The organism is Arthrobacter sorbitolis (assembly GCF_054510995.1).
This window is the reverse complement of the sequence record NZ_JBTNDM010000001.1, coordinates 895,301-918,006: the sequence shown is the minus strand read 5'-3', so window position 1 is coordinate 918,006 and position 22,706 is coordinate 895,301. Positions and strand designations below refer to the sequence as shown.

Below are 22,706 nucleotides of genomic sequence, written 5' to 3'. Positions count from 1 at the left end.
CTCGTCCCCGCATGTTCTGATCGACAAGGAATCCTCCGTGACCCCTGCACGCACCGGCAGCCCCGACAGCCTCCGCCTGGCCCTCGGCTCGACCCGGCTCCGTGTGGGCCTCGCCTTCGTCCTGGTGCTGCTGATGGTCCTCGGCGTCCGCCTGTTCCAGCTCCAGGCACTCGACCTCAACGGCATGGCGCAGGCCGGGCTGTCGAAGCGACTCACCACCACGGCGGTGCAGCCCGTCCGGGGCTCGATCGTCGACATGAACGGCAAGTACTTCGCCCGGAGCGTCGAGCGCTACGACGTGGTGGTGGACCAGCGGTTGAGCGCCGTCGACGACTTCCGGCGCTACAACGAGGAGACGGAGGAGTGGGAGATCATCCCCATGGACCAGGGACTCTCCGAACTGGCCGCCGTCCTCGATCTCGACGAGGAGACGCTCAGGGCGTCGGTGCTGGGCGAGAAGACGTTCAACTACGTGGTGAAGTCCGTGACGCCGGACGTGAAGAACCGCGCGCTGGCCGTGAAGGTCCCCGGCGTGTACGCCGACGAGACGAGCGTCCGCACCTACCCGGCAGGGCCCGTGGCCGGATCGATCATCGGCTACGTGGGCACCGACGGCCAGCCGCGGTCCGGCCTCGAGGTGTCCCTCGACGACCAGCTGACCGGCGAGGCGGGAAGCCGCACCTTCGAGATCGGCGGTGACGGCATCCGGATCCCGTACGCGACCAACGAGGACGTCCCGGCCGTCGACGGCCAGGGCGTCCGGCTCACCATCGACCAGGACCTGCAGTGGTTCGCGCAGCAGACCATCGCCTCGCAGGTGAAGGACTACAACGCCGAGTGGGGCAATATCGTCGTCGTCGAGGCGAAGACCGGCGCCATCCGCGCCATGGCGGAATCCACGACCCTCGACCCGAACGACCCGGAGGCGACGCCCGCCGACAGGCGCAGCCCGAACTCCGTGAGCGCGTCCTTCGAGCCCGGGTCGACGACGAAGGTCATCACCCTGGCCGGTGCGCTCGAGCAGGACCTCATCGAGCCCACCTCCAGGTTCGTCCTGGAGAACCGGTACACGGTCGACGACCAGACCTTCAAGGACTCCTCCGAGCACGGCACCGAGCACCGCACCGCGGCCGGCGTCCTGGCCAAGTCGATGAACACCGGCACCGTGCAGATCGGCCAGAAGCTGACGAAGCAGGAGCGCTACGACTGGCTCAAGAAGTTCGGCATCGGGGAGCCGCTCGGCACGGGCCTCGGCGAGGAGAATCAGGGGCTCCTCACGACCCCTGACAAGTGGGACGAACGCCAGCAGTACACGGTCCTCTTCGGGCAGGGCCTCACCCAGACCGCCCTGCACACCGCGATGGTCTACCAGACGATCGCGAACGACGGCGTGCGCCTCGAGCCCCGCCTCATCGACGCCTACATCGACCCGGACGGCACGGAGCACGAGGTGCCCCAGGACGAGGGCACCGAGGTCGTCTCCGACGGGACGGCGGCCGAGATGCGGAAGATGCTCGAGACCGTGACGGAGGAGGGCTCGGGCAAGTCGGGAGAGCTCGAGCAGTACCGCGTCGGATCAAAGACCGGGACGGCCGAAGCCCCCAGCGCCACGGGCGGATACGACGGCTACACTCTGTCCTACGCCGGGATCGCGCCCATCGAGGACCCGAAGTACGTCGTGGTCATCACGCTCCAGCGGCCCAAGGGAGACCTGTACTACTTGATTCCGGGCGAGTCCTTCCAGAAGGTCATGAAGCAGGTCCTCAACTCCAACAACGTCCCCGCCTCGACGACCAAGCCGGACATCTACCCGGTCGAATACTGACCCGGAGGCCAGAGCACCGTGCACCCGAACACGCCGCAGGGGAGCCCCGCTTCCCTGATGCGGCCGCATGCCCCCCACCCGATCAGCCTGTCGGCGGCCCTCGCCGCCATCGGTGCGCCGGCCGGACCCTCCGTCCCCCCGGACCTCCCCACCGTCACCGGCATCACCCTCGACTCGCGCGCGGTGCTCGCCGGTGACGTGTACGCAGCCCTGCCCGGCGCGGCACGGCACGGTGCCGACTTCGCCGGGCAGGCGGTCCGGGCGGGTGCGACCGCGATCCTGACGGACGCCGCCGGCGCGCTTCGTGCGACCGACAGCGCGGCAGCGGCAGGCCAGGCCCTTCCCCCCGTCGTCGTCGTGCCGGATCCCCGCCGCGCCGTGGGCCCCCTCGCGCGCGTCATCTTCGACAGCCAGCCCGAGGAGGGCACCCCGGCGCCGACCCTGTTCGGGATCACCGGGACGAACGGCAAGACGACGTCCACCTACTTCGTGAACGCCCTCCTCGAGGCTCTCGGCCGGTCCACCGGACTCATCGGCACGATCGAGATCCGGGCGGGCCGCGAGGCCATCCCCAGCGCGCTCACCACGCCGGAATCGCCGCAGGTGCACTCGCTCCTCGCCCTGATGCGCGAGCGCGGCCTCGGCGCGGCCTCGATGGAGGTCTCCTCCCACGCACTCGAGTTCGGGCGCGTCGACGGCGTCCGGTTCGACGTCGCCGGGTTCACCAACCTGACCCAGGACCACCTCGACCTCCACGGCACCATGGAGGACTACTTCGCGGTCAAGGAGACGCTCTTCACCGCGGCTCGCTGCCGCCGTGCCGTCGTCCTCGTCGACGACGTCTGGGGGCGCAGGCTCGCGGACTCCGCCGACGTGCCCGTCCTCACCCTGAGCACCGACGCAGCAGCCTCCTCCGGGCCGTCCGTCTCCTCCGATCCCCCCGGCGGCGTACCCGCGGACTGGACGGTCCGCGACGTCGAACCCAGCGGGCTCGGTCACGTGTTCGTGCTCCGCGGACGCACCGGCGAGGAGCTGCGGGTCCGCAGCGGCCTGCCGGGCACGTTCAACGTGTCCAACGCGGCCCTCGCGACCGTCATGGTCCTCGCCTCGGGTGTCCCCGTGGCGGACGTCCAGCGCGCACTCGACGCGTCCGACCCGTTCACCACCGAGGTCCCCGGCCGCATGCAGCTCATCGGGGAGGAGCCCGCCGCGATCGTGGACTTCGCCCACAACCCCGATGCGCTCGAACGCACGCTGGCCTCGGTACGGCGTCCCGGTGGCCGGGTCATCGCGGTGTTCGGCGCGACCGGGCAGCGCGACGAGTCCAAGCGCCCCGTCATGGGGGCCGTGGGAGCACGCCTGGCCGACATCCTCATCGTGACCGACGACGACCCCCACGACGAGGACGACGCCGTCATCCGCCGCGCCGTCCGTGAGGGCGCCGACGCGGCGGTCCGGGACGAGGGACTGGCCTGCGAGGTACTGGAGGTCTTCCCGCGGGCGGAGGCGATCGACCGCGCCGTCGCCCTGGCGCGTCCCTCCGACACCGTCATCATCGCGGGCCGCGGCCACGAGGTCTGGCAGGAAGTGAAGGGCGTCAACCTGTCCCTCGACGACCGCGTGGAGCTGCGATCCGCGTTGACAAGGCACGGATTCTCTGGGCTTTCACCGGCCGGGATAGAGTCCTGAACCGTCATGATTGAATTTCGCGCAGCCGAGATCGCGGCACTCACAGGCGGTGTCCTCGTCGGCACCGATCCGTCCCTCCCGGCCACCACCGTCACCTCCGCGGCGACCGACTCGCGGGAGTGCGTGCCCGGGTCCCTCTTCGTCGCCAAGCCCGGCGAGGAGTCCGACGGGCACCTGTTCATCGGTCCCGCCTTCGAGCGCGGCGCCGTCCTCGCGCTGGCCGAGCACGAGGTCACGGGACCGGACGGCAGCCCGTTCCCCTCCGTCGTCGTCCCGGACGCCGTCCTCGCCATGGGCGCCCTCGCAGCCGAGACCGTCCGCCGGCTCCGCGCCTCGGGCGAGCTGACCGTCATCGGCATCACCGGCTCGGCAGGCAAGACGACCACCAAGGACCTCCTCGCCGGCATCCTCGCCGCCGAGGGGCCCACGGTCGCGCCCCGCGGCTCCTACAACGGCGAGGTCGGCGTCCCCCTGACCGTCTTCGAGGCCGGGTGGGACACCCGGTACCTCGTCATCGAGATGGGCGCCACCAAGCCCGGCCACATCGCCTACCTCGCGTCGCTCGTGCAGCCCGACGTCGGCGTCGTCCTCGGTGTCGGTTCGGCCCACGCCGGCGAGTTCGGCGGGGTCGAGAACATCGCCCGGGCCAAGGGCGAACTCGTCGAGGCGCTGTCCGGCGCCGGCACCGCGATCATCAACGCCGACGACGAGCGCGTGCTCGCCATGCAGGGCCGCACGGTCGCGCGGAGGGCGTTCTTCACGTCGTCGGACGATTTCACGGCGGACGGCGCCGACGTGGTGCGCGCGCGCAACAGCACGACGACGGCGGAGGGAAGCCCGTCCTTCACCCTCGTCTTCCCGGACGGCAGCGAGCACGACGTCGTCTCGCCGCTGCTCGGCCTGCACCACACCACCAACCTGCTGGCCGCGGCGACCGCCGCGTACGAGGTCGGCTGCGCACCCTCGGTCATCGCCGCCAGCCTCCGCACGCAGGCGGCCGCGAGCCGCTGGCGGATGGAACGCACCGAACGCGCCGACGGCGTGACCGTCATCAACGACGCCTACAACGCCAATCCCGAATCCATGCGCGCCGCCCTGCGGACGCTCGCGGAACTCGGGCGCTCGGGCTCCCGCCGCACCTGGGCGGTCCTCGGCGAGATGCTCGAGCTGGGTGAGCGCTCGATCGAGGAGCACGACCTCCTCGGCCGCGTCGTGGTCCGGCTCAACATCTCGAAGCTCGTCTGCGTCGGACCCAACACGCGCGCGCTGTTCAACGGCGCCGTGCTCGAGGGCTCCTGGGGGAGCGAGGCCACGCACGTGGACGACGTCGAGGCCGCGGAGCTGATGCTCCGGGCGGAGCTCGCGCCCGACGACATCGTGCTCTTCAAGTCCTCGAACGGCGCCGGCCTGCGTTTCCTCGGCGACCGGGTCGCCCGGAACCAGTCACCCGAAGCGCCCGAGGGCGCCCTCCCCGATGCGCCCCGCGGCCCCTCGGGCCACCCTCCCGCAGATCTCGAGGCGGGCAGCGGACCCGACGCCTCCGGAAAGGCCCAGCAGCCGTGATAGCAATCCTCATAGGCTCGGCCACGGCGCTCATCCTCGCCTTCGCCGGCACCCCCCTGTTCATCCGGCTCCTCGTGAACAAGGGCTACGGCCAGTTCATCCGCGACGACGGGCCCACCGCCCACCACACCAAGCGCGGGACGCCGACCATGGGTGGTGCCGTGATCGTCGGATCGGTGGTGATCGCCTACTTCCTGACGCACCTGCTGATGATGGCTGTCGGATCGCCCGTCGGCGGGCCCAGCGCCTCCGGCCTGCTGCTGCTCTTCCTCGCCACGGGCATGGGGCTCGTGGGGTTCGCGGACGACTACATCAAGATCTCCAAGCAGCGCAGCCTCGGCCTGAGCGCGCCGGCCAAGATCACGGGGCAGACCGCCGTCGGCGTGATCTTCGGTGTCCTCGCGCTCCGGTTCCCGAACGGGGAGGGGAGGACGCCGGCGTCGACGGCCATCTCCTTCATCCGTGACACGCCGATCGACCTCGCCTTCGCGGGGACCGTCCTCGGTGCCATCCTCTTCGTCATCTGGTCCAACCTGATCATCACCGGTGCCAGCAACGGCGTGAATCTCGCCGACGGCCTGGACGGACTCGCCGCCGGCGCGTCCATCCTCGTCTTCGGCGCGTACATGCTCATCGGCATCTGGCAGAGCAACCAGAGCTGCGGCGCGCCCGGGGCCGGGAGCGTCTGCTACGAGGTTCGCGACCCCCTGGACCTGGCGCTGATCGCCGGGGCGATGAGCGGCGCCCTCGTCGGCTTCCTGTGGTGGAACACGTCGCCCGCGAAGATCTTCATGGGCGACACCGGATCCCTCGCGATCGGCGGGGCAATCGCCGGTTTCGCGATCCTCTCCCGCACCGAACTGCTCCTCGTGATCCTGGCCGGGCTGTTCGTGATGATCACGCTCTCCGTCATCATCCAGGTGGGCTACTTCAAGCTCTCCGGCGGCAAGCGCGTCTTCAAGATGGCGCCGCTGCAGCACCACTTCGAACTCAAGGGCTGGCAGGAGGTCACGGTCGTCGTCCGGTTCTGGATCCTCGCCGGACTCTTCGTGGCCGCGGCCCTCGGGATCTTCTACGCGGAATGGGTCGTGGGATGAGCGGCACGGACGGCGTGGCCGCCAACACGTGGGAGACCCCCCGCCTGAGGGACCTGACCACCTGGGACTCCGACTGGGCGGACCTGAGGGTCGTCGTCGCCGGCATCGGAGCCTCCGGCTTCTCCGCCGCGGACACCCTGATCGAACTCGGCGCCGCCGTCGTCGTCGTCGACGCCGGTGCGACGCCGGAGAACGAGGCGAAGGCGGACACGCTGCGGATCGTCGGCGCCCGGGACGTCCTGCTCGGCGCCGGGCACGCCGCCGTCCTGCCGCTCGTCGACGGCGAGCGGCCCGACCTCGTCGTGACCTCGCCCGGGTGGCGTCCCACCCAGCCGCTGCTCGCCGAGGCCGCTGCCTCCGGGGTGCCGATCTGGGGCGACGTCGAACTGGCGTGGCGCGTGCGCATCCGCGAAGGACGCCCCACCGCCGAGTGGCTGACGATCACCGGGACGAACGGGAAGACCACCACCGTCGGCCTCACCGAGTCGATGCTCCTCGCCGCGGGCAAGCGGGCGGTCGCCGCGGGCAACGTCGGCACGCCCATCCTCGACGTCATCCGCGACCCGCAGGGCTACGACTTCCTCGCGGTCGAGCTGTCCAGCTTCCAGCTGCACTGGGCGCACTCCGTCTCCCCCCTCGCGAGCGTCTGCCTCAACATCGCCGAGGACCACGTCGACTGGCACGGCAGCTACGAGGCGTACCTCGCGGCGAAGGCGTCGGTCTACGAGAGGACGAGGGTCGCCTGCGTCTACAACGTCGAGCAGCGCGAGACCGAGGCCATGGTCGAGGAGGCCGACGTCGTCGAGGGCTGCCGCGCCGTCGGCTTCACCACCGGCATGCCGTCCGTCAGCATGATGGGCGTCGTCGAGGACCTGCTCGTCGACCGCGCCTTCATCGAACAGCGCAAGGACTCCGCCGCCGAACTCGCGTCCATCAGCGAACTCGGTGAGGTCGTCCCGCGCCACCTGGTCGCCAATGCCCTGGCCGCGGCGGCCCTCGTCCGCGCAGCCGGCATCCCGGCAGCGGCGGTGCGCGACGGCATCCGCGCCTTCCAGCCCGGGGACCACCGCATCCAGGTGGTCGCGAACGAGGACGGCGTGCTCTGGATCAACGATTCGAAGGCCACCAACCCGCACGCGGCCTCCGCGTCCCTCGCCTCCTTCCAGTCGGTCGTGTGGATCGCGGGCGGACTGTCCAAGGGCGTCTCCTACGACGAGCTCGTCACCGACCATGCGCAGCGGCTCCGGGCCGTCGTCCTGCTCGGCGCGGACCCGACGCCGCTCCAGGGCGCACTCGGCCGACACGCACCCGACGTCCCGGTCTCCCTGCACCCCAGCACCCAGACTGGACACGGGCACGACGGCGGGTCACCCGACCCGGTCACCGGCGACGCCCTGATGCAGTGGGCCGTCGCCGAGGCCTCGCGCCTCGCCCGGGACGGTGACACCGTGCTGATGGCGCCGGCCGCCGCATCGATGGACCAGTTCTCCTCCTACGCGCACCGTGGAGCCGCCTTCATGGCTGCCGTCGGAGCACGCGGCGGCCAGGGGACGACCCCGAAGGAGTCCTGATGGCGACTACGCCCACCCGTCCGGGAGGACGCAAGCCCTCCGTCCGGCCGGCGCGTACCTCCGAGGCCGGCCGCCCCGTCGGGCCGTCCACCGGGGCCGGTCGCGTGCCCGCCGCGACGAGTGCCGCAGCCAAGGCCCACACCGTCAAGGCCGGCAGCACGACGGCCGTCCCGCGTGCCACGGCACCCGAGGACCGGTCCGCGAAGAGCCTGCGGGCGCGCCTCAGGCGGGGCTGGGTGTTCCTGGAGGGCTCCGACCGCGCCCCCTCGGGGTCCAGCTACTACCTCATCCTCGGCGCAGCCCTCGCGCTCACCGCCATCGGGCTCATGATGGTCCTCTCGGCGTCCTCGGTGGAGGCCATCTCCGAGGGCAAGGACACGTTCGACCTCTTCCTGAAGCAGGCCGTCTGGGCCAGCGCCGGACTCGTGCTGATGCTCGTGCTCTCGCGGCTCGGCCCCCGCGCGTACAAGGCGCTGGCCTGGCCGAGCCTCGGGATCGCCATCGTGCTGCTGATCCTCGTACTCGTGATCGGCGTCGAGATCAACGGCAACAAGAACTGGATCCAGATCGGCAGCCAGACCTTCCAGCCGTCGGAGCCGACGAAGCTCGCCCTGGCCCTGTGGTTCGCCTCCGTGCTCGAACGCAAGAAGGCGCTCATCCGGGACTGGAAGCACGCCATGATCCCGGCCCTGCCGCTCGGCGGGCTGCCTATCGGGCTCGTCCTGATCGGCGGGGACCTCGGCACCGGCCTGGTGCTCATGATGATCGCCGGAGCGGCCCTGTTCTTCGCCGGAGCGCCGCTCAAGCTGTTCAGCCTCGCGGGTCTCGCCGCGCTGGCCGGGTCGCTCCTGATGGTCGCGACCAGTTCCAACCGGGGCGGGCGCATCAGCGCATGGCTCGGCCTGAACTGCGACGACGGCGCCGACCTGTGCCTGCAGTCCGACAACGGGCTCTTCGCCATGGCGTCGGGCGGGTGGTTCGGGGTGGGGATCGGCCAGAGCCGGCAGAAGTGGAACTGGATCCCCGAAGCCCACAACGACTTCATCTTCGCGATCATCGGCGAGGAGTTCGGGCTCCTCGGTACGTCCGTGGTCATCCTCCTGTTCGGCATCCTCGCCGTGGCCACCATCCGCGTGGCGCTCCGCTACACCGACCCGTTCGTGCGCATCCTCATGGGCTCGATCCTCGTCTGGCTGATCGGGCAGGCCTTCGTCAACATCGGCATGGTCACGGGACTGCTCCCGGTCATCGGCGTGCCGCTGCCCTTCATCTCCTACGGCGGATCGGCCCTCACCTTCACCCTCGCCGCCGTCGGCGTCCTGCTGTCCTTCGCGCGCAAGATGCCGCACGCGCCGGACGCCCTGTCCCAGCCCGCGTCCTCCTCGAGAAGAGATCCCGCACTTCCATGACATCCCCCTCCACTCCTGAACGCCCCGTGTCGGTGGTCCTCGCGGGCGGCGGCACGGCGGGTCACATCAGCCCCCTGCTCGCGATCGCGGGGGCGATCGTCGACCGGCGGCCCGGCACCCGCATCACGGCCGTCGGCACCGAGGCGGGGATGGAGACACGCCTCGTCCCCGCCGCGGGGTTCGACCTCCGCACCATCGACCGCGTACCCATGCCGCGGAGACCGTCGATCGACCTCGTCAAGCTCCCGGCGCGACTCGTCCGCGCGGTCCGCCAGGCACGCGCGATCGTTGCCGACACAGGAGCCGACGTCGTCGTCGGGGTGGGCGGGTACGTCTCCACCCCCGTGTACCTGGCCGCCTGGACGCGCCGCGTGCCCGTGGTGATCCACGAGGCGAACGCGCGCCCCGGGATGGCGAACAGGGTGGGCGCCCGCATCGCCTCCCGCGTGGCCGTCGCGTTCGGGGGCACGGGCCTGAGGAACGCCGTGCTGGTGGGCATGCCCATGCGCCGCAGCATTGCGGACCTGGACCGCGCGGCCGGCCGGACCGACGCGCGCGCGTCCCTGGGGCTCGACCCGGACCGGCCCACGCTCATCGTGACGGGCGGGTCCTCCGGCGCGGCGAGCCTGAACCGGGCGGTCGCCGAGGCCGCACCCGGGCTCACCGCGGCCGGCCTGCAGATCCTCCACATCACCGGGCGGGGCAAGCAGGTGACGGCGCAGGACGGCACCCCACCGGCCGTGCCCGGCTACCACCAGGTCGAATTCGTCGACGGGATGGAGCGCGTCTACGCCGCAGCCGACCTCCTCGTCGCGAGGGCCGGGGCGGCCACGGTCAGCGAGCTCAGCGCCGTGGGCCTGCCCGCCGTGCTCGTCCCGCTGCCCCACGGCAACGGTGAGCAGCGATTCAACGCCGGCGCGCTCGTCGGCTCCGGCGGGGCCCTCCTCGTGGACGACGTGGACTTCACGCCCGCGTGGATCGGAGACCACCTCCCCGGGCTCGTCACCGACCCGGCACGGCTGGCCGCCATGTCCGCGGCCTCCTACGCGCAGGGGGTGCGGGACGCGGACCGACGCATGGCGGACCTGGTCCTCGGCGCCGTGCGGAGCGCACGATGAACGCCGCCACCCCGCACGGGGCCGGACTGCGGGAACCCGTCCACTTCATCGGGCTGGGAGGCGCCGGCATGTCCGCCGTCGCGCGCGTCCTCCTCGGCCAGGGGGTGCGCGTCTCCGGCTCCGACGCCGCGGAGTCGAAGGGACTCCGCGCCCTCGCTGCGCTGGGCGCCGAGGTGCACGTCGGGCATTCCGCCGGTGCCGTGCCCGACGGCGGCACCATCGTCATCTCGTCCGCGATCCGCGCGACGAACCCCGAGCTCGTGGAGGCGCAGCGGCGGGGCCTGCCCGTCCTGCACCGCTCGCAGGCCCTCGCCGCGGCCATGCACGGGCAGCAGGGCGTCGCCGTGGCCGGCACGCACGGCAAGACCACGACGACCGCCATGATCACGGTCCTGCTCCGCGAAGCCGGGCTCGACCCGTCCTTCGCCATCGGCGGCGACGTCGCGGCCCTCGGCGTGAACGCGGCCTGGACCGGCAGCGACGTGTTCGTGGCCGAGGCGGACGAGTCCGACGGCTCGTTCCTCAACTACGCCCCGCGGATCGCGGTCGTCACCAACGTCGAGGCCGACCACCTCGACCACTACGGCACCGCCGAGGCCGTCCACGACTCCTTCCGGCAGTTCGCCCGGCAGCTGCCCGAGGACGGGCTGCTCGTGGCCTGCGCCGACGATCCCGGCGCCGCCGCCCTCGCGGAGGGTGTATGCGAGCCGCGGCGGGTCCGCACCTACGGCTACGCCGCCACCGCGGACCTCAGGATCAGTGCCACGCGGGCCGTCGGGAGCACCACCAACAGCCTCCTCTCGTTCGCCGTCGACGGGCTGGACGCCCAGCAGGAGCTGCAACTCGGCGTCCCAGGCCGCCACAACATCCTGAATGCCGCGGCGGCCTTCGCCGTCGCACTCGAACTCGGCGTCGACCCCGCCGTCGCGGCGGCGGCACTGTCGCTGTTCTCGGGGGCGGCACGGCGCTTCGAGGCCCGGGGAGAGGGCGACGGCGTCCGGGTGTTCGACGACTACGCCCACCACCCCACGGAGGTCGAGGCGGCCCTCACGGCCGCCCGGACGGTGGCGGGGGAGTACCGTGTGCACGCGCTCTTCCAGCCGCACCTGTTCTCCCGCACGCGGGAGTTCGCCGCCGGTTTCGCCAGTGCGCTCTCGCTCGCGGACACCGTCACCGTCCTGCCCGTCTACGCGGCCCGCGAGGACCCCGTGGACGACGTCGGCGGCTGGACCATCACGGACCTCCTCGCCGGTGCCGCCTACGTCGAGGACCCGGAGGAGGCACTGCGCGCCGTCACGGCGCACGCACGGGCGGGCGACATCGTCCTCACCATCGGTGCGGGCGACGTCACCCGGTACGGCGTGCAGCTCGTCGCGCGGCTCCGGGAACGGGCAGCAACGCAGGACCGGTCGGGGACGCCACGATGACGCCGCGGAAGCCCCGACCCACAGTTCCCGCCGCCCCCTCCCGCGCCGCCGTCGCGGCGGGCGGGACGGTATCGCAGCTCGACCGGAGCGACGACCGGATCCCGCCGGGGAAGGTCCTGGACTTCCCGACGCCGCGGAAGTCGCACAGGGTCCGGAACATCCTCCTCGCCGTCACCGCGGTGGTGCTGGTGCTCGGCGGCGTCGTCGCCTACGTGGTCTTCTCGCCCGCCCTGGCCCTCAGGACCGTCGTGGTCGAGGGCAACGTGCTGGTGCCCACGGAGGAGGTGGACGCCGCCCTGGCCCCGCTCCTGGGCACCTCCCTCACCAGGATCTCGCCGGACCAGGTCCGCGGCCTGCTCGCGGACAAGGCGCCCATCGACGACGTCCGGATCGCCGCGGAGCCACCCTCCACGCTCGTGGTCACCGTGCAGGAGCGCGTCCCCGTCGCCGTGCTGCAGAACGGGCGGGAGTTCGTGCTGATCGATTCCGAGGGACGCCAGCTCGCGAGCGTCGCGCAGCGCGGCCAGGCCAAGCTGCCGCTGATCGACGGGGGCACGAACGCGGTCAACTCCGAGGTCTTCTCCTCCATCACCGCCGTCCTGGCCGAGCTGCCCGTGGACGTGCTCTCCCGGCTCAACAACGCCTCGGCGGCGAGCGTCGACTCCATCCAGCTGTCCCTGTCGGGCGACCAGCGGATCTTCTGGGGCAGCTCGGAGCGCAGTGCCGAGAAGGCGCGGGTGCTCGAGGCGATGCTCGCCATGCCCGCCGGCGACCCACCGGTCCGGGAGTTCGACGTCAGCACCCCCGACCGGCCCGTCACGCGATGACGGGAACCGGCGGGCGAGTGCTCCCCGACGGGCGCCGATCGCCGGCCGTCCCCGGTCGTCGCCGACGATTCCCTGCGGGTCCCGACGGTACTCGTGGGAGCCGATCAGACATCGGCGAGGAGGGCAACACGGGCGACACGCCCGACACACGGCGCCCGGTCTTTGCAACGCGCAGCGTAAGCCCCTAGCGTCAGAGATAGAAGTTACCTGACATAACGTTAACTCTCAACCTGAACGTTAACGTTTTTACGCGTGAAGGTTCGGCCGAACCCTCGGCAGCCCCCGTACAGCACACAGATTCGAACAAGGGACACAGGACGTGGCAGCACCTCAGAATTACTTGGCCGTCATCAAGGTCGTCGGCATCGGCGGCGGCGGCGTCAACGCCGTCAACCGGATGATCGAGGTCGGGCTCCGCGGCGTGGAGTTCATCGCCATCAACACGGACGCCCAGGCGCTGCTGATGAGTGACGCGGACGTCAAGCTCGACGTCGGGCGCGAGCTCACCCGCGGCCTCGGTGCAGGCGCGGACCCCGAAGTGGGCCGGCGCGCCGCGGAGGATCACGCGGAGGAGATCGAGGAGGTCATGCGCGGGGCCGACATGGTCTTCGTGACCGCCGGAGAGGGAGGCGGCACCGGGACCGGTGGCGCTCCCGTCGTCGCACGCATCGCACGCTCCCTGGGCGCGCTGACCATCGGCGTGGTCACCCGTCCCTTCACCTTCGAGGGACGCCGTCGCTCCAACCAGGCCGAGAGCGGCATCGACACGCTCCGCGAGGAGGTCGACACCCTCATCGTCATCCCGAACGACCGGCTGCTGTCCATCAGCGACCGCAACGTCTCGATGCTCGACGCGTTCCGCTCCGCCGACCAGGTGCTGCTCTCGGGTGTCCAGGGCATCACCGACCTCATCACCACGCCGGGCCTGATCAACCTCGACTTCGCCGACGTGAAGTCGGTCATGCAGGGAGCCGGGTCCGCGCTCATGGGCATCGGTTCCGCACGCGGCGAGGACCGTGCCGTGAAGGCCGCGGAGCTCGCCATCGCGTCACCGCTCCTCGAGGCCTCCATCGACGGCGCGCACGGCGTCCTGCTGTCGATCCAGGGCGGCTCCGACCTCGGCCTGTTCGAGATCAACGAGGCCGCGCGCCTCGTCCAGGAGGTCGCACACCCGGAGGCGAACATCATCTTCGGCGCCGTGATCGACGACGCGCTCGGCGACGAGGCGCGCGTGACGGTGATCGCCGCGGGGTTCGACCAGGTTGACGCCACCTCGCAGCCCGCTGCCGCGCCCGCTCCCGCCTCGCGCCCCGCCGTCGCCCCGAGCGTCGGCGGTGACAGGCAGCGCGTGCCGGCCACGGCCGGACTCGGCGCCTGGTCGCAGCAGCGTGCGCAGAACGTCCAGGCCGTCCCGGCCGATTCGGGCTTCGACGTGGACCTGCCCGCGATCGTGGAGCCCGATCTGTCCGCCGGCCGATCGGACGACCTCGACGTACCCGACTTCCTGAAGTAGTCGGTGCACGCAGCCGCCGGTCCCGGACCGGGCTCCCCGTTCCACTGGAACGCGGAGGTCCGTCCGGGGCTCCGGGTCGCCTTCACCACCGCGGCGGCGGGTAACCTCGCGCTCCACGTCGGGGACGACCCGGACGACGTACGCCGGAACCGCCGCCGCCTCGAGGACTCGATGGGGGTCTCCGCCGGGGCCCTGCGCTTCATGAGCCAGACCCACTCCGACCGTGTCGCGGTGCTCGACGACGGCCGTCACGAGCGGCACGGCCGGCACGGTCGGGCCGACCGCGGCGCTGCGGGGGACGCGGGGGACGCGGGGGACGCGGGGGACGCGGGGGACACCGCCCGGGTGCCGGATGCCGACGGTTTGGTCTCCCCGGCCGGCCTCCACCCGCTGGCGGTCCTCGTGGCCGACTGCGTGCCGATCGTCCTCGCCGATGCGTCGGTCGCGGAGGGCGGCACGGGCGCGACGGCGGTCGTCCACGCCGGCCGCGCCGGCGTCGGCAACGGGATCGTCGCGAACGCGGCGCGGATCCTCGCCCGGTCGGGTGCGCGCGACCTGATCGCGTGGATCGGCCCGTCGGTCTGCGGATCCTGCTACGAGGTCCCCGAGCACATGATGCGCTCGATGGCAAAGGTCCTGCCCGAGGCCGCGTCCCGGACCCGCACCGGCACTCCCGCGCTCGACCTGCCCGCCGCGGTCCGCCGCCAGCTCGAGGACGCCCGGGTCCGTGTCGGATCGGTGTCCGGGAACGGCACCCCGTGCACGCTGGAGAATCCGGGGCTGTTCTCCCACCGCCGCGAGCCGGGAGCGGGCCGCATCGCCGGCCTGGTCTGGCGATCATGACGCCCGACGACGGCGTCGCCGGGTCCGACGACCGCCGCGCACTCGAGCTCGCCGCGCGCCTCGGCGACGTCCGGGCGCGCATCTCCGCCGCCGCGGTCGCCGCCGGGCGCGCCGCACCGGACCTGATCGTCGTCACCAAGTACTTCCCGGCGTCCGACGTGCGGATCCTCGCGCGCCTCGGCGTCGCGGACGTCGGGGAGAACCGGGACCAGGAGGCCGCCGGGAAGGCCGCCGAACTCGAGGACCTCGCGCTGAGGTGGCACTTCATCGGGCAGATGCAGACCAACAAGGCTAAGTCGGTCGTGCGGTACGCGCACAGCGTGCACTCGGTGGACCGTGCGCCGCTCGTGGGAGCGCTGGGGAAGGCGATGGCCGCCGAGCAGGCCCGCAGGGAGGCACAGGGCCTCCCGGGCCGTCCCGACCTCGACTGCTTCCTGCAGTTCACCCTCGACGACGGTGCGTCGCCGGCCTCGTCCACGGAGCGGGACGCGCCCCGCCCCGGCAGTCGCGGCGGCGCGCTCCCGGCCGAGGCGGAGGACCTGGCCCGCGCCGTCGGAGCCACCACCGGCCTCCGCCTCGCCGGCGTCATGGGCGTCGCCCCGCTCGGTGGGGACCCCGCCGACGCATTCGGCCGCCTGCTGCGCATCGGCGCCGCGGTGCGGGCCGTGGACCCCTCCGCGTCGGCCGTCTCCGCAGGCATGAGCGGGGACCTCGAGGCGGCCGTCGCCGCCGGCGCGACACACCTCAGGATCGGTTCTGATGTGCTCGGTCCCCGTCCGGCCGTGGGGTAGCGTTCCAGCTAGAACGGCGGCCCGACGGGTGGCCGGGCGGGACGCATGCCGCCGGACCCCACCAATCCACTTCCTCAGAACAGGAGTCACCATGGCTGGCGCACTGCGCAAGACGATGATCTACCTTGGGCTCGCCGATGGTGATGAGCACTACGAGCCCGAACCGAAGAGCGCGCACAGCAGGAACGAGGATTACGCAGTGGACTACGACCGCGACGAACGCCACCTCGAGCCCGCCCCGGCGGTGACCCGGGTCGCTCCCGCGGAGGAGTACCGCGCCCCCGTGACGCCCATCAAGCGTGCGCCGTCGTCGCGTGAGGAGTCCGGCGTGCTGCGCCAGATCACCACCATCCACCCGCGCTCCTACAACGACGCCAAGCTGATCGGCGAGAGCTTCCGGGACGGCATCCCCGTCATCATGAACGTCACCGACATGGGCGAGGCGGACGCCAAGCGGCTCGTCGACTTCTCCGCCGGACTCGTCTTCGGCCTGCACGGCAGCATCGAGCGGGTCACCAATAAGGTGTTCCTGCTGTCGCCGTCGTATATTGAAGTCCTCGGCGAGGACCTGAAGGCAAGCGAAGCACAGACCAGCTTCTTCAACCAGAGCTGACCGCTGCGGCCGCCACGGTCGCATCCGACCCTCCGATGACCCGAAGGACTGGAACTGCTCCGTGAGTCTGGTATTCGCCCTGATCTACCTCGTACTGATGCTGTTCCAGCTCGCCCTGATCCTGCGGATCGTCTACGACGCCGTCCAGGGCTTCGCCCGTGACTGGCGTCCCCAGAAGCTCGCGCTGGTCCTCGCGTCCGGCGTGTACTCGGTGACCGATCCGCCCATCAAGGCACTCCGCCGGCTGATCCCGCCGCTCCGGCTGGGCGGGGTGCAGCTGGACCTCGCGTTCCTGGTGCTCTTCATCCTGGTGCTGATCCTGATGTCGGTGGCCGCGGGGCTCGCAGCCTAGCCCCCCGACGCCGTTTCGTGATGCGGTTCCAGAAGATATACGCTGATTCACAGTTCGACGTGAGTCCAGTGTTCATGTCCGTAATTCGGTACCACAGCCATGCCCGCCTTTCGGTGGACGGCTTCTATGACTATGAGGTGACCAGATGGCTTTGACGCCAGAAGACGTTGTCAACAAGAGGTTCCAGCCGACGAAGTTCCGCGAGGGCTACGACCAGGACGAGGTCGACGACTTCCTCGACGAGATCGTCGTCGAGCTCCGCCGCCTGAACTCCGAGAACGAGGAACTGCGGCGCCGGGCCACGGACGGATCGACCGACACCTCCCAGCCCCTGACGGTCCCGGCCCCGGTCGCCGCCAGCACGCACACCGAGGACGCCGTCGAGGTCACCGACGCGGGGACGGCCCCCGAGCCGGTCGCGGTCGAGGAGCCCACCCCCGCTCCGGCCGCCCCCGCCGCACAGGCCGGCAGCTCGGCCGAGTCCGCCGCGGGCGTCCTCGCCATGGCCCAGCGCCTGCACGACGAATACGTCAACGCGGGTGTGGAGCAGCGCGACAAGATCATCGCCGAGGCGCAGATCGAGGCCAGCGGCCTGGTCAACGATGCCGAGGAGAAGAGCCGCAAGACCCTCGGGGACCTCGAGGAGCAGAAGACCGAACTCGAGCAGACGGTCGAGCAGCTCCGCGGCTTCGAGCGCGACTACCGGGCCCGCCTCAAGGCGTACATCGAGGGCCAGCTGCGCGACCTCGACGCCCGCGGCTCGCTGGCGTCCGACGCGTCGGCCTCCTAGCAGGACATCCGGCCCGACTGCCTCGGGCCGCACGGGAAGGGCCGGTGGCCGGGGGCACGATCCCCGGCGGCCGGCCCTTCCGCCGTTCCAGCCGCCGCGCACCGCGGCGGTCCCACCCAGTAGACCTTGGACGCACCGTGAACGAGCACCAGCCAGCCGATCCCAGCCCCGCCGGAGGCCCCGCCCGCGTCCGCACCCCGGTCCGGTACGGGGCGGTCATGCTGCTGTGCACCCTCGTCGCCTACACGATCGACCAGCTCACGAAGCAGTGGGTCGTGGCGACGATGAGCGAGGGGCAGGTCACCCCGGTCCTCCCGCCCCTGCTCTCCTGGCGGTTCATCCGCAATCCCGGGGCGGCGTTCTCCATCGGGACCGACTACACCTGGGTCTTCACGATCATCATGGTCGTCGTGGCCGTCGCCATCGTCCTGCAGGTGCGGAAGGTCGCCTCGTGGGGCTGGGCCGTGGCGCTCGGGCTCGTCCTCGGCGGTGCCCTCGGCAACCTCACCGACCGGCTCCTCCGGCAGCCGTCCTTCGGCCAGGGCCACGTGGTGGACTTCATCGCACTGCCGAACTTCGCCATCTTCAACATCGCCGACTCCGCCGTCGTGAGCGGCGTGGTACTCGTCTGCATCCTGACGCTGCGCGGCATCGGCATGGACGGCAGCCGCGGCACGGACGGACGGTCCGCGGAAGCACAGGGCGACGATGAGCGCTGACCAGCAGCTCGTCGTCCCCGACGCCGAGGCAGGCAGCCGTGTCGACGCCGCCCTAGCCCGGCTGCTCGACGTCTCGCGGTCGGCCGTGGCCCAGTGGTGCGCCGACGGCCGCGTCCTGCGCGGCGGCGTGCCCCTCGTGAAATCGGACCGCGTGCACGCGGGGGACCGCCTCGACGTCGACGTCCCCGACCCCGGCGACAGGCACCGCGTCATCCCCGAAGCCGTCGACGGCATGGGGATCCTGCTCGACGACGAGGACTTCGTCGTCGTCGACAAGCCCGTGGGCGTCGCCGCGCACCCGTCACCGGGCTGGGTCGGGCCGACCGTCGTCGGCGCCCTCGCCGCGGCCGGGTACCGCATCTCGACGTCGGGGGCGCCCGAACGTGTCGGGATCGTCCACCGGCTCGACGTCGGCACGTCGGGGGCCATGGTCGTCGCCAAGACCGAACCGGCCTACACGGCGCTCAAGCGCGCCTTCAAGGAGCGCACCGTCGACAAGGTGTACCACGCGGTGGTGCAGGGGCTGCCCGAGCCGCTCAAGGGCACCATCGACGCGCCGATCGGACGCCATCCGCACCACGAGTGGCGCTTCGCGGTGATGGAGGGCGGCAGGGATTCCGTGACGCACTACGAGGTGCTGGAGGCCTTCGGCCGGGCGAGCCTCGTCGAGGTGCACCTCGAGACCGGCAGGACCCACCAGATCCGCGTGCACTTCTCCGCCCTGCGCCACCCCTGCGCCGGCGACCTCACCTACGGGGCCGATCCCCGGCTCGCCGCCGAGCTGGGCCTCACGCGGCAGTGGCTCCACGCCCACCGCCTGGGTTTCGCCCACCCGCGGACGGGCGAGCCGGTGATCGCCACGAGCCCCTACCCGGTGGACCTCGCCTACGCCGTCACGGCCCTCTCCACCGGCCTGGTCTGACACGCCGACGGGCCCCGCATGACACGCCGTGCCGACCTCGGGCGACGGTCCCGGCGGCCGTCCGCGGGGTAGGGGAGCACTAGACTTGCCCGGTGGCCACTCCTGCATCCGAAGACTCGTTCGTCCATCTCCACAACCACACCGAGTACTCGATGCTCGACGGCGCGGCCCGGCTGACCGACCTGTTCAGCCACACCGAGGAACTCGGGATGAAGGCCCTCGCGACCACCGACCACGGCTTCGTGTTCGGTGCGTTCGACTTCTGGAGCAAGGCCAACAGCGCCGGGATCAAACCCATCGTCGGCGTGGAGGCCTACGTCACGCCCGGCACGGCCCGCAACGACCGCACGCGCGTCCAGTGGGGCGGCGGCGGCCGCGACGACGTCTCGGGCGCCGGCGCGTACACGCACATGACGCTGTGGTCGGAGACCACCGAGGGCATGCACAACCTCTTCCGGATGTCGTCCCTGGCGTCCCTCGAGGGTTACCTGTACAAGCCGCGCATGGACCGCGACCTGCTGCAGACCTACGGCAAGGGCCTCATCGCCACCACCGGCTGCCCGTCGGGGGAGGTGCAGACCAAGCTCCGGCTCGGCCTGTACGACGAGGCCCGGCAGGCGGCCTCGGACTTCCGCGACATCTTCGGCGCGGAGAACTACTTCTGCGAGCTCATGGACCACGGGCTCGACATCGAGCGGAGGGTCAAGGCCGACCTCATCCGGCTCGCCGGTGAGCTCGGCCTTCCGCTCGTCGCCACCAACGACCTGCACTACACGCACGCCGAGGACTCGAAGGCGCACGCCGCGCTGCTCTGCGTGCAGTCCGGGTCCACCCTCGCCGACCCGAAGCGCTTCAAGTTCGACGCCGACGAGTTCTACCTGAAGTCGCCCGCCGAGATGCGCGCCATCTTCCGCGACTACCCCGAGGCCTGCGACAACACGCTGCTCATCGCCGAGCGGTGCGACGTCGAGTTCAACACCAAGGCCAACTACATGCCGCGCTTCCCGGTCCCCGAGGGCGAGAACGAGCAGTCCTGGTTCGTCAAGGAGGTCGAGACGGGCCTGCAGTTCCGCTACCCCGCCGGCGTGCCTGACGACGTCCGCAAGCAGGCCGAGTTCGAGGTCGGCGTCATCACGCAGATGGGCTTCCCGGGCTACTTCCTCGTGGTCGCCGACTTCATCAACTGGGCCAAGAACAACGGCATCCGCGTCGGTCCCGGCCGCGGCTCGGGCGCCGGGTCCATGGTGGCGTACGCGATGCGCATCACCGACCTCGACCCGCTCAAGCACGGCCTCATCTTCGAGCGCTTCCTCAACCCCGAGCGCGTGTCCATGCCCGACTTCGACGTCGACTTCGATGACCGCCGCCGCTCCGAGGTCATCCGGTACGTGACGGAGAAGTACGGCGACGAGCGCGTGGCCATGATCGTCACGTACGGCACCATCAAGGCCAAGCAGGCCCTGAAGGACTCCTCGCGCGTCATGGGCTACCCGTTCTCCACGGGCGAGCGCCTCACGAAGGCCATGCCGCCGGACGTCATGGGCAAGGGCCTCGCCCTCGCCGACGTGCACAACAAGGGCGCCAAGCGCTACTCCGAGGCGGAGGAGCTGCGGGAGCTCCTGAAGACCGACGCCGACTCCGAGAAGGTGTTCGAGACGGCCCTCGGCCTCGAAGGGCTGAAGCGCCAGTGGGGCGTGCACGCGGCCGGCGTCATCATGTCCTCGGACCCGCTGATCGACATCATCCCGATCATGCGCCGGGAGCAGGACGGCCAGATCATCACGCAGTTCGACTACCCCACGTGCGAGGGCCTCGGGCTGATCAAGATGGACTTCCTCGGCCTGAGGAACCTGACGATCATCACGGACGCCGTCGAGAACATCAAGGGCAACAAGGGCGTCGACCTGGTCCTCGAGGACCTCGAACTCGACGACAAGGAGTCCTACGAGCTCCTGGCGCGCGGCGACACGCTCGGCGTCTTCCAGCTCGACGGCGGGCCCATGCGGTCCCTCCTGAAGCTCATGCGCCCCGACAACTTCGAGGACATCTCCGCGGTCCTTGCGCTGTACCGGCCGGGCCCGATGGGCGTGAACTCGCACACCAACTACGCGCTCCGCAAGAACGGCCTGCAGGACATCGAGCCGATCCACCCCGAGCTCGAGGGCCCGCTCGAGGAGATCCTCGGCGGGACGTACGGCCTGATCGTCTACCAGGAGCAGGTGATGAGCGCCGCCCAGAAGCTGGCGAACTTCACGCTCGGGCAGGCGGACATGCTGCGCCGCGCGATGGGCAAGAAGAAGAAGTCCGAGCTCGACAAGCAGCAGGCGGACTTCTTCGCGGGCATGAAGGCCAACGGCTATTCGCAGGCCGCGATGGACAAGCTGTGGACCGTGCTCGAATCTTTCTCGGACTACGCGTTCAACAAGGCCCACACCGCCGCCTACGGCCTCGTGTCCTACTGGACGGCGTACCTGAAGGCCCACTACCCCGCCGAGTACATGGCGGCCCTGCTCACCAGCGTCGGCGACGACAAGGACAAGCTGGCCATCTACCTCAACGAGTGCCGGCGCATGGGCATCACGGTGCTGCCGCCGGACGTCAACGAGTCGAGCGTCAACTTCACCCCGGTCGGCAAGGACATCCGCTTCGGCATGGGCGCCATCCGCAACGTCGGCGCGAACGTCGTCGGCGCCATGGTGGGGGCGCGCGAGGAGAAGGGTGCCTTCACCTCGTTCAGCGACTTCCTGCAGAAGGTGCCCGCCGTCGTCTGCAACAAGCGGACCATCGAATCGCTCATCAAGGCCGGCGCGTTCGACTCGCTGCGGCATCCGCGCCGGGCCCTCGCGATGATCCACGAGGAAGCGGTGGACTCCGTGATCGTCCTCAAGCGCAACGAGGCGGCGAACCAGTTCGATCTCTTCAGCGCGTTCGACGGCGGCGACGGCGGGGGAGTGAGCGGGCTGTCCGTCGACGTGCCGGACCTCCCGGAGTGGGACAAGAAGGACAAGCTGTCGTTCGAACGCGACATGCTCGGACTCTACGTGTCGGACCACCCGCTGCAGGGACTCGAGGGCATCCTCGGCCAGCACGCCGATTCCTCCATCCCGTCGATCATCAGCGAGGAGGGCCCGGCCGACGGCGCGATCGTCACGATCGCCGGCATGATCACCTCCCTGCAGCGCAGGATCGCGAAGAACAGCGGCAACGCCTATGCGCGCGCCGAGGTCGAGGACCTCGCCGGGTCGATGGAGGTCATGTTCTTCGGCCAGGTGTACGGACCCATCTCGGGTGTCCTCGCGGAGGACCTGATCGTGGTGGTCCGCGGGCGCCTGCAGCGCCGCGACGACGGCGCCGTCATGCTCAACGCGCAGGAACTCACCGTGCCCGACCTCAGCGAGGGGCACTCCGGCCCCGTGGTGATCTCGATGCTGCAGCACAAGGCGACGGAGACGGCGGTCACGGCCCTCGGCGACGTCCTGCGGACGCACCCCGGGACGAGCGAGGTCCTCATCCGGCTCAACGGCTCCCGCAAGGTCGAGGTGATGAAGCTCGGGGTCGACCTGCGGGTCAATCCGACCCCCGGGCTCTTCGGCGACCTGAAGGTGCTGCTCGGGCCCGCCTGCCTCGACGCCTGAGG

The 22,706-nt window shown here is 70.9% G+C and carries 18 protein-coding genes; all 18 read left to right on the top strand.

The features are described 5' to 3' along the window. Positions 1-37: 37 nt before the first annotated feature. The 18 genes from ACX80K_RS04320 (at position 38) to dnaE (ending at position 22,704) form a co-directional block, all read left to right on the top strand. Entirely contained in the window at positions 38-1,825 is a 1,788-nt protein-coding gene (locus ACX80K_RS04320; protein WP_459270608.1) for a peptidoglycan D,D-transpeptidase FtsI family protein, read from the top strand. A gap of 57 nt (positions 1,826-1,882) precedes the next feature. Beyond that, positions 1,883-3,514, top strand: a complete 1,632-nt coding sequence (locus ACX80K_RS04315; RefSeq protein WP_459270607.1) for a UDP-N-acetylmuramoyl-L-alanyl-D-glutamate--2,6-diaminopimelate ligase — start codon at positions 1,883-1,885, stop codon at positions 3,512-3,514. Between the two features lie 6 nt (positions 3,515-3,520). Beyond that, complete coding sequence (locus ACX80K_RS04310; RefSeq protein ID WP_459270606.1) at positions 3,521-5,077, top strand: UDP-N-acetylmuramoyl-tripeptide--D-alanyl-D-alanine ligase; 1,557 nt, start codon at positions 3,521-3,523, stop codon at positions 5,075-5,077. Next, positions 5,074-6,174: a phospho-N-acetylmuramoyl-pentapeptide-transferase gene (gene mraY / locus ACX80K_RS04305; protein WP_459270605.1), complete on the top strand. Its 1,101-nt coding sequence runs from the start codon at positions 5,074-5,076 to the stop codon at positions 6,172-6,174. Before ACX80K_RS04310 ends, mraY begins: the two co-directional genes overlap by 4 nt. Beyond that, entirely contained in the window at positions 6,171-7,745 is a 1,575-nt protein-coding gene (murD, locus tag ACX80K_RS04300) for a UDP-N-acetylmuramoyl-L-alanine--D-glutamate ligase (protein ID WP_459270604.1), read from the top strand. Before mraY ends, murD begins: the two co-directional genes overlap by 4 nt. Further along, entirely contained in the window at positions 7,745-9,154 is a 1,410-nt protein-coding gene (gene ftsW, locus ACX80K_RS04295; RefSeq protein ID WP_459270603.1) for a putative lipid II flippase FtsW, read from the top strand. Before murD ends, ftsW begins: the two co-directional genes overlap by 1 nt. Beyond that, positions 9,151-10,272 carry an undecaprenyldiphospho-muramoylpentapeptide beta-N-acetylglucosaminyltransferase gene (gene murG / locus ACX80K_RS04290; protein WP_459270602.1) on the top strand — a complete coding sequence of 374 codons (1,122 nt, stop codon included), beginning with the start codon at positions 9,151-9,153 and terminating at the stop codon, positions 10,270-10,272. Before ftsW ends, murG begins: the two co-directional genes overlap by 4 nt. Beyond that, the gene (murC, locus tag ACX80K_RS04285; RefSeq protein ID WP_459270601.1) at positions 10,269-11,699 is read left to right on the top strand and encodes a UDP-N-acetylmuramate--L-alanine ligase; all 1,431 of its coding nucleotides are present in this window, start codon (positions 10,269-10,271) and stop codon (positions 11,697-11,699) included. Before murG ends, murC begins: the two co-directional genes overlap by 4 nt. After that, positions 11,696-12,526 carry a cell division protein FtsQ/DivIB gene (locus ACX80K_RS04280; RefSeq protein WP_459270600.1) on the top strand — a complete coding sequence of 277 codons (831 nt, stop codon included), beginning with the start codon at positions 11,696-11,698 and terminating at the stop codon, positions 12,524-12,526. The genes murC and ACX80K_RS04280 overlap by 4 nt, the downstream gene beginning before the upstream one ends. Positions 12,527-12,845: 319 nt before the next feature. Continuing rightward, a complete protein-coding gene (ftsZ, locus tag ACX80K_RS04275) occupies positions 12,846-14,039 on the top strand; it encodes a cell division protein FtsZ (RefSeq protein ID WP_104179406.1) in 1,194 nt (397 codons plus the stop codon). A 3-nt stretch (positions 14,040-14,042) separates the two neighbouring features. Beyond that, entirely contained in the window at positions 14,043-14,882 is an 840-nt protein-coding gene (locus ACX80K_RS04270) for a polyphenol oxidase family protein (protein WP_459270599.1), read from the top strand. After that, positions 14,879-15,673, top strand: a complete 795-nt coding sequence (locus tag ACX80K_RS04265; RefSeq protein WP_459270598.1) for a YggS family pyridoxal phosphate enzyme — start codon at positions 14,879-14,881, stop codon at positions 15,671-15,673. Before ACX80K_RS04270 ends, ACX80K_RS04265 begins: the two co-directional genes overlap by 4 nt. A gap of 91 nt (positions 15,674-15,764) precedes the next feature. After that, on the top strand, positions 15,765-16,286 hold the full coding sequence (locus ACX80K_RS04260) for a cell division protein SepF (protein WP_459270597.1): 522 nt from the start codon (positions 15,765-15,767) through the stop codon (positions 16,284-16,286). 61 nt (positions 16,287-16,347) lie between these two features. Further along, positions 16,348-16,638: a YggT family protein gene (locus ACX80K_RS04255; RefSeq protein WP_459270596.1), complete on the top strand. Its 291-nt coding sequence runs from the start codon at positions 16,348-16,350 to the stop codon at positions 16,636-16,638. A gap of 145 nt (positions 16,639-16,783) precedes the next feature. Next, positions 16,784-17,428, top strand: coding sequence for a DivIVA domain-containing protein (locus tag ACX80K_RS04250; RefSeq protein ID WP_459270595.1), 645 nt, complete (start codon positions 16,784-16,786; stop codon positions 17,426-17,428). A gap of 218 nt (positions 17,429-17,646) precedes the next feature. Continuing rightward, entirely contained in the window at positions 17,647-18,147 is a 501-nt protein-coding gene (gene lspA / locus ACX80K_RS04245; protein ID WP_459270687.1) for a signal peptidase II, read from the top strand. After that, positions 18,137-19,069, top strand: a complete 933-nt coding sequence (locus ACX80K_RS04240; protein WP_459270594.1) for an RluA family pseudouridine synthase — start codon at positions 18,137-18,139, stop codon at positions 19,067-19,069. Before lspA ends, ACX80K_RS04240 begins: the two co-directional genes overlap by 11 nt. A gap of 92 nt (positions 19,070-19,161) precedes the next feature. Then, positions 19,162-22,704 carry a DNA polymerase III subunit alpha gene (gene dnaE / locus ACX80K_RS04235; protein ID WP_459270593.1) on the top strand — a complete coding sequence of 1,181 codons (3,543 nt, stop codon included), beginning with the start codon at positions 19,162-19,164 and terminating at the stop codon, positions 22,702-22,704. The last annotated feature ends 2 nt before the right edge of the window (positions 22,705-22,706 follow it).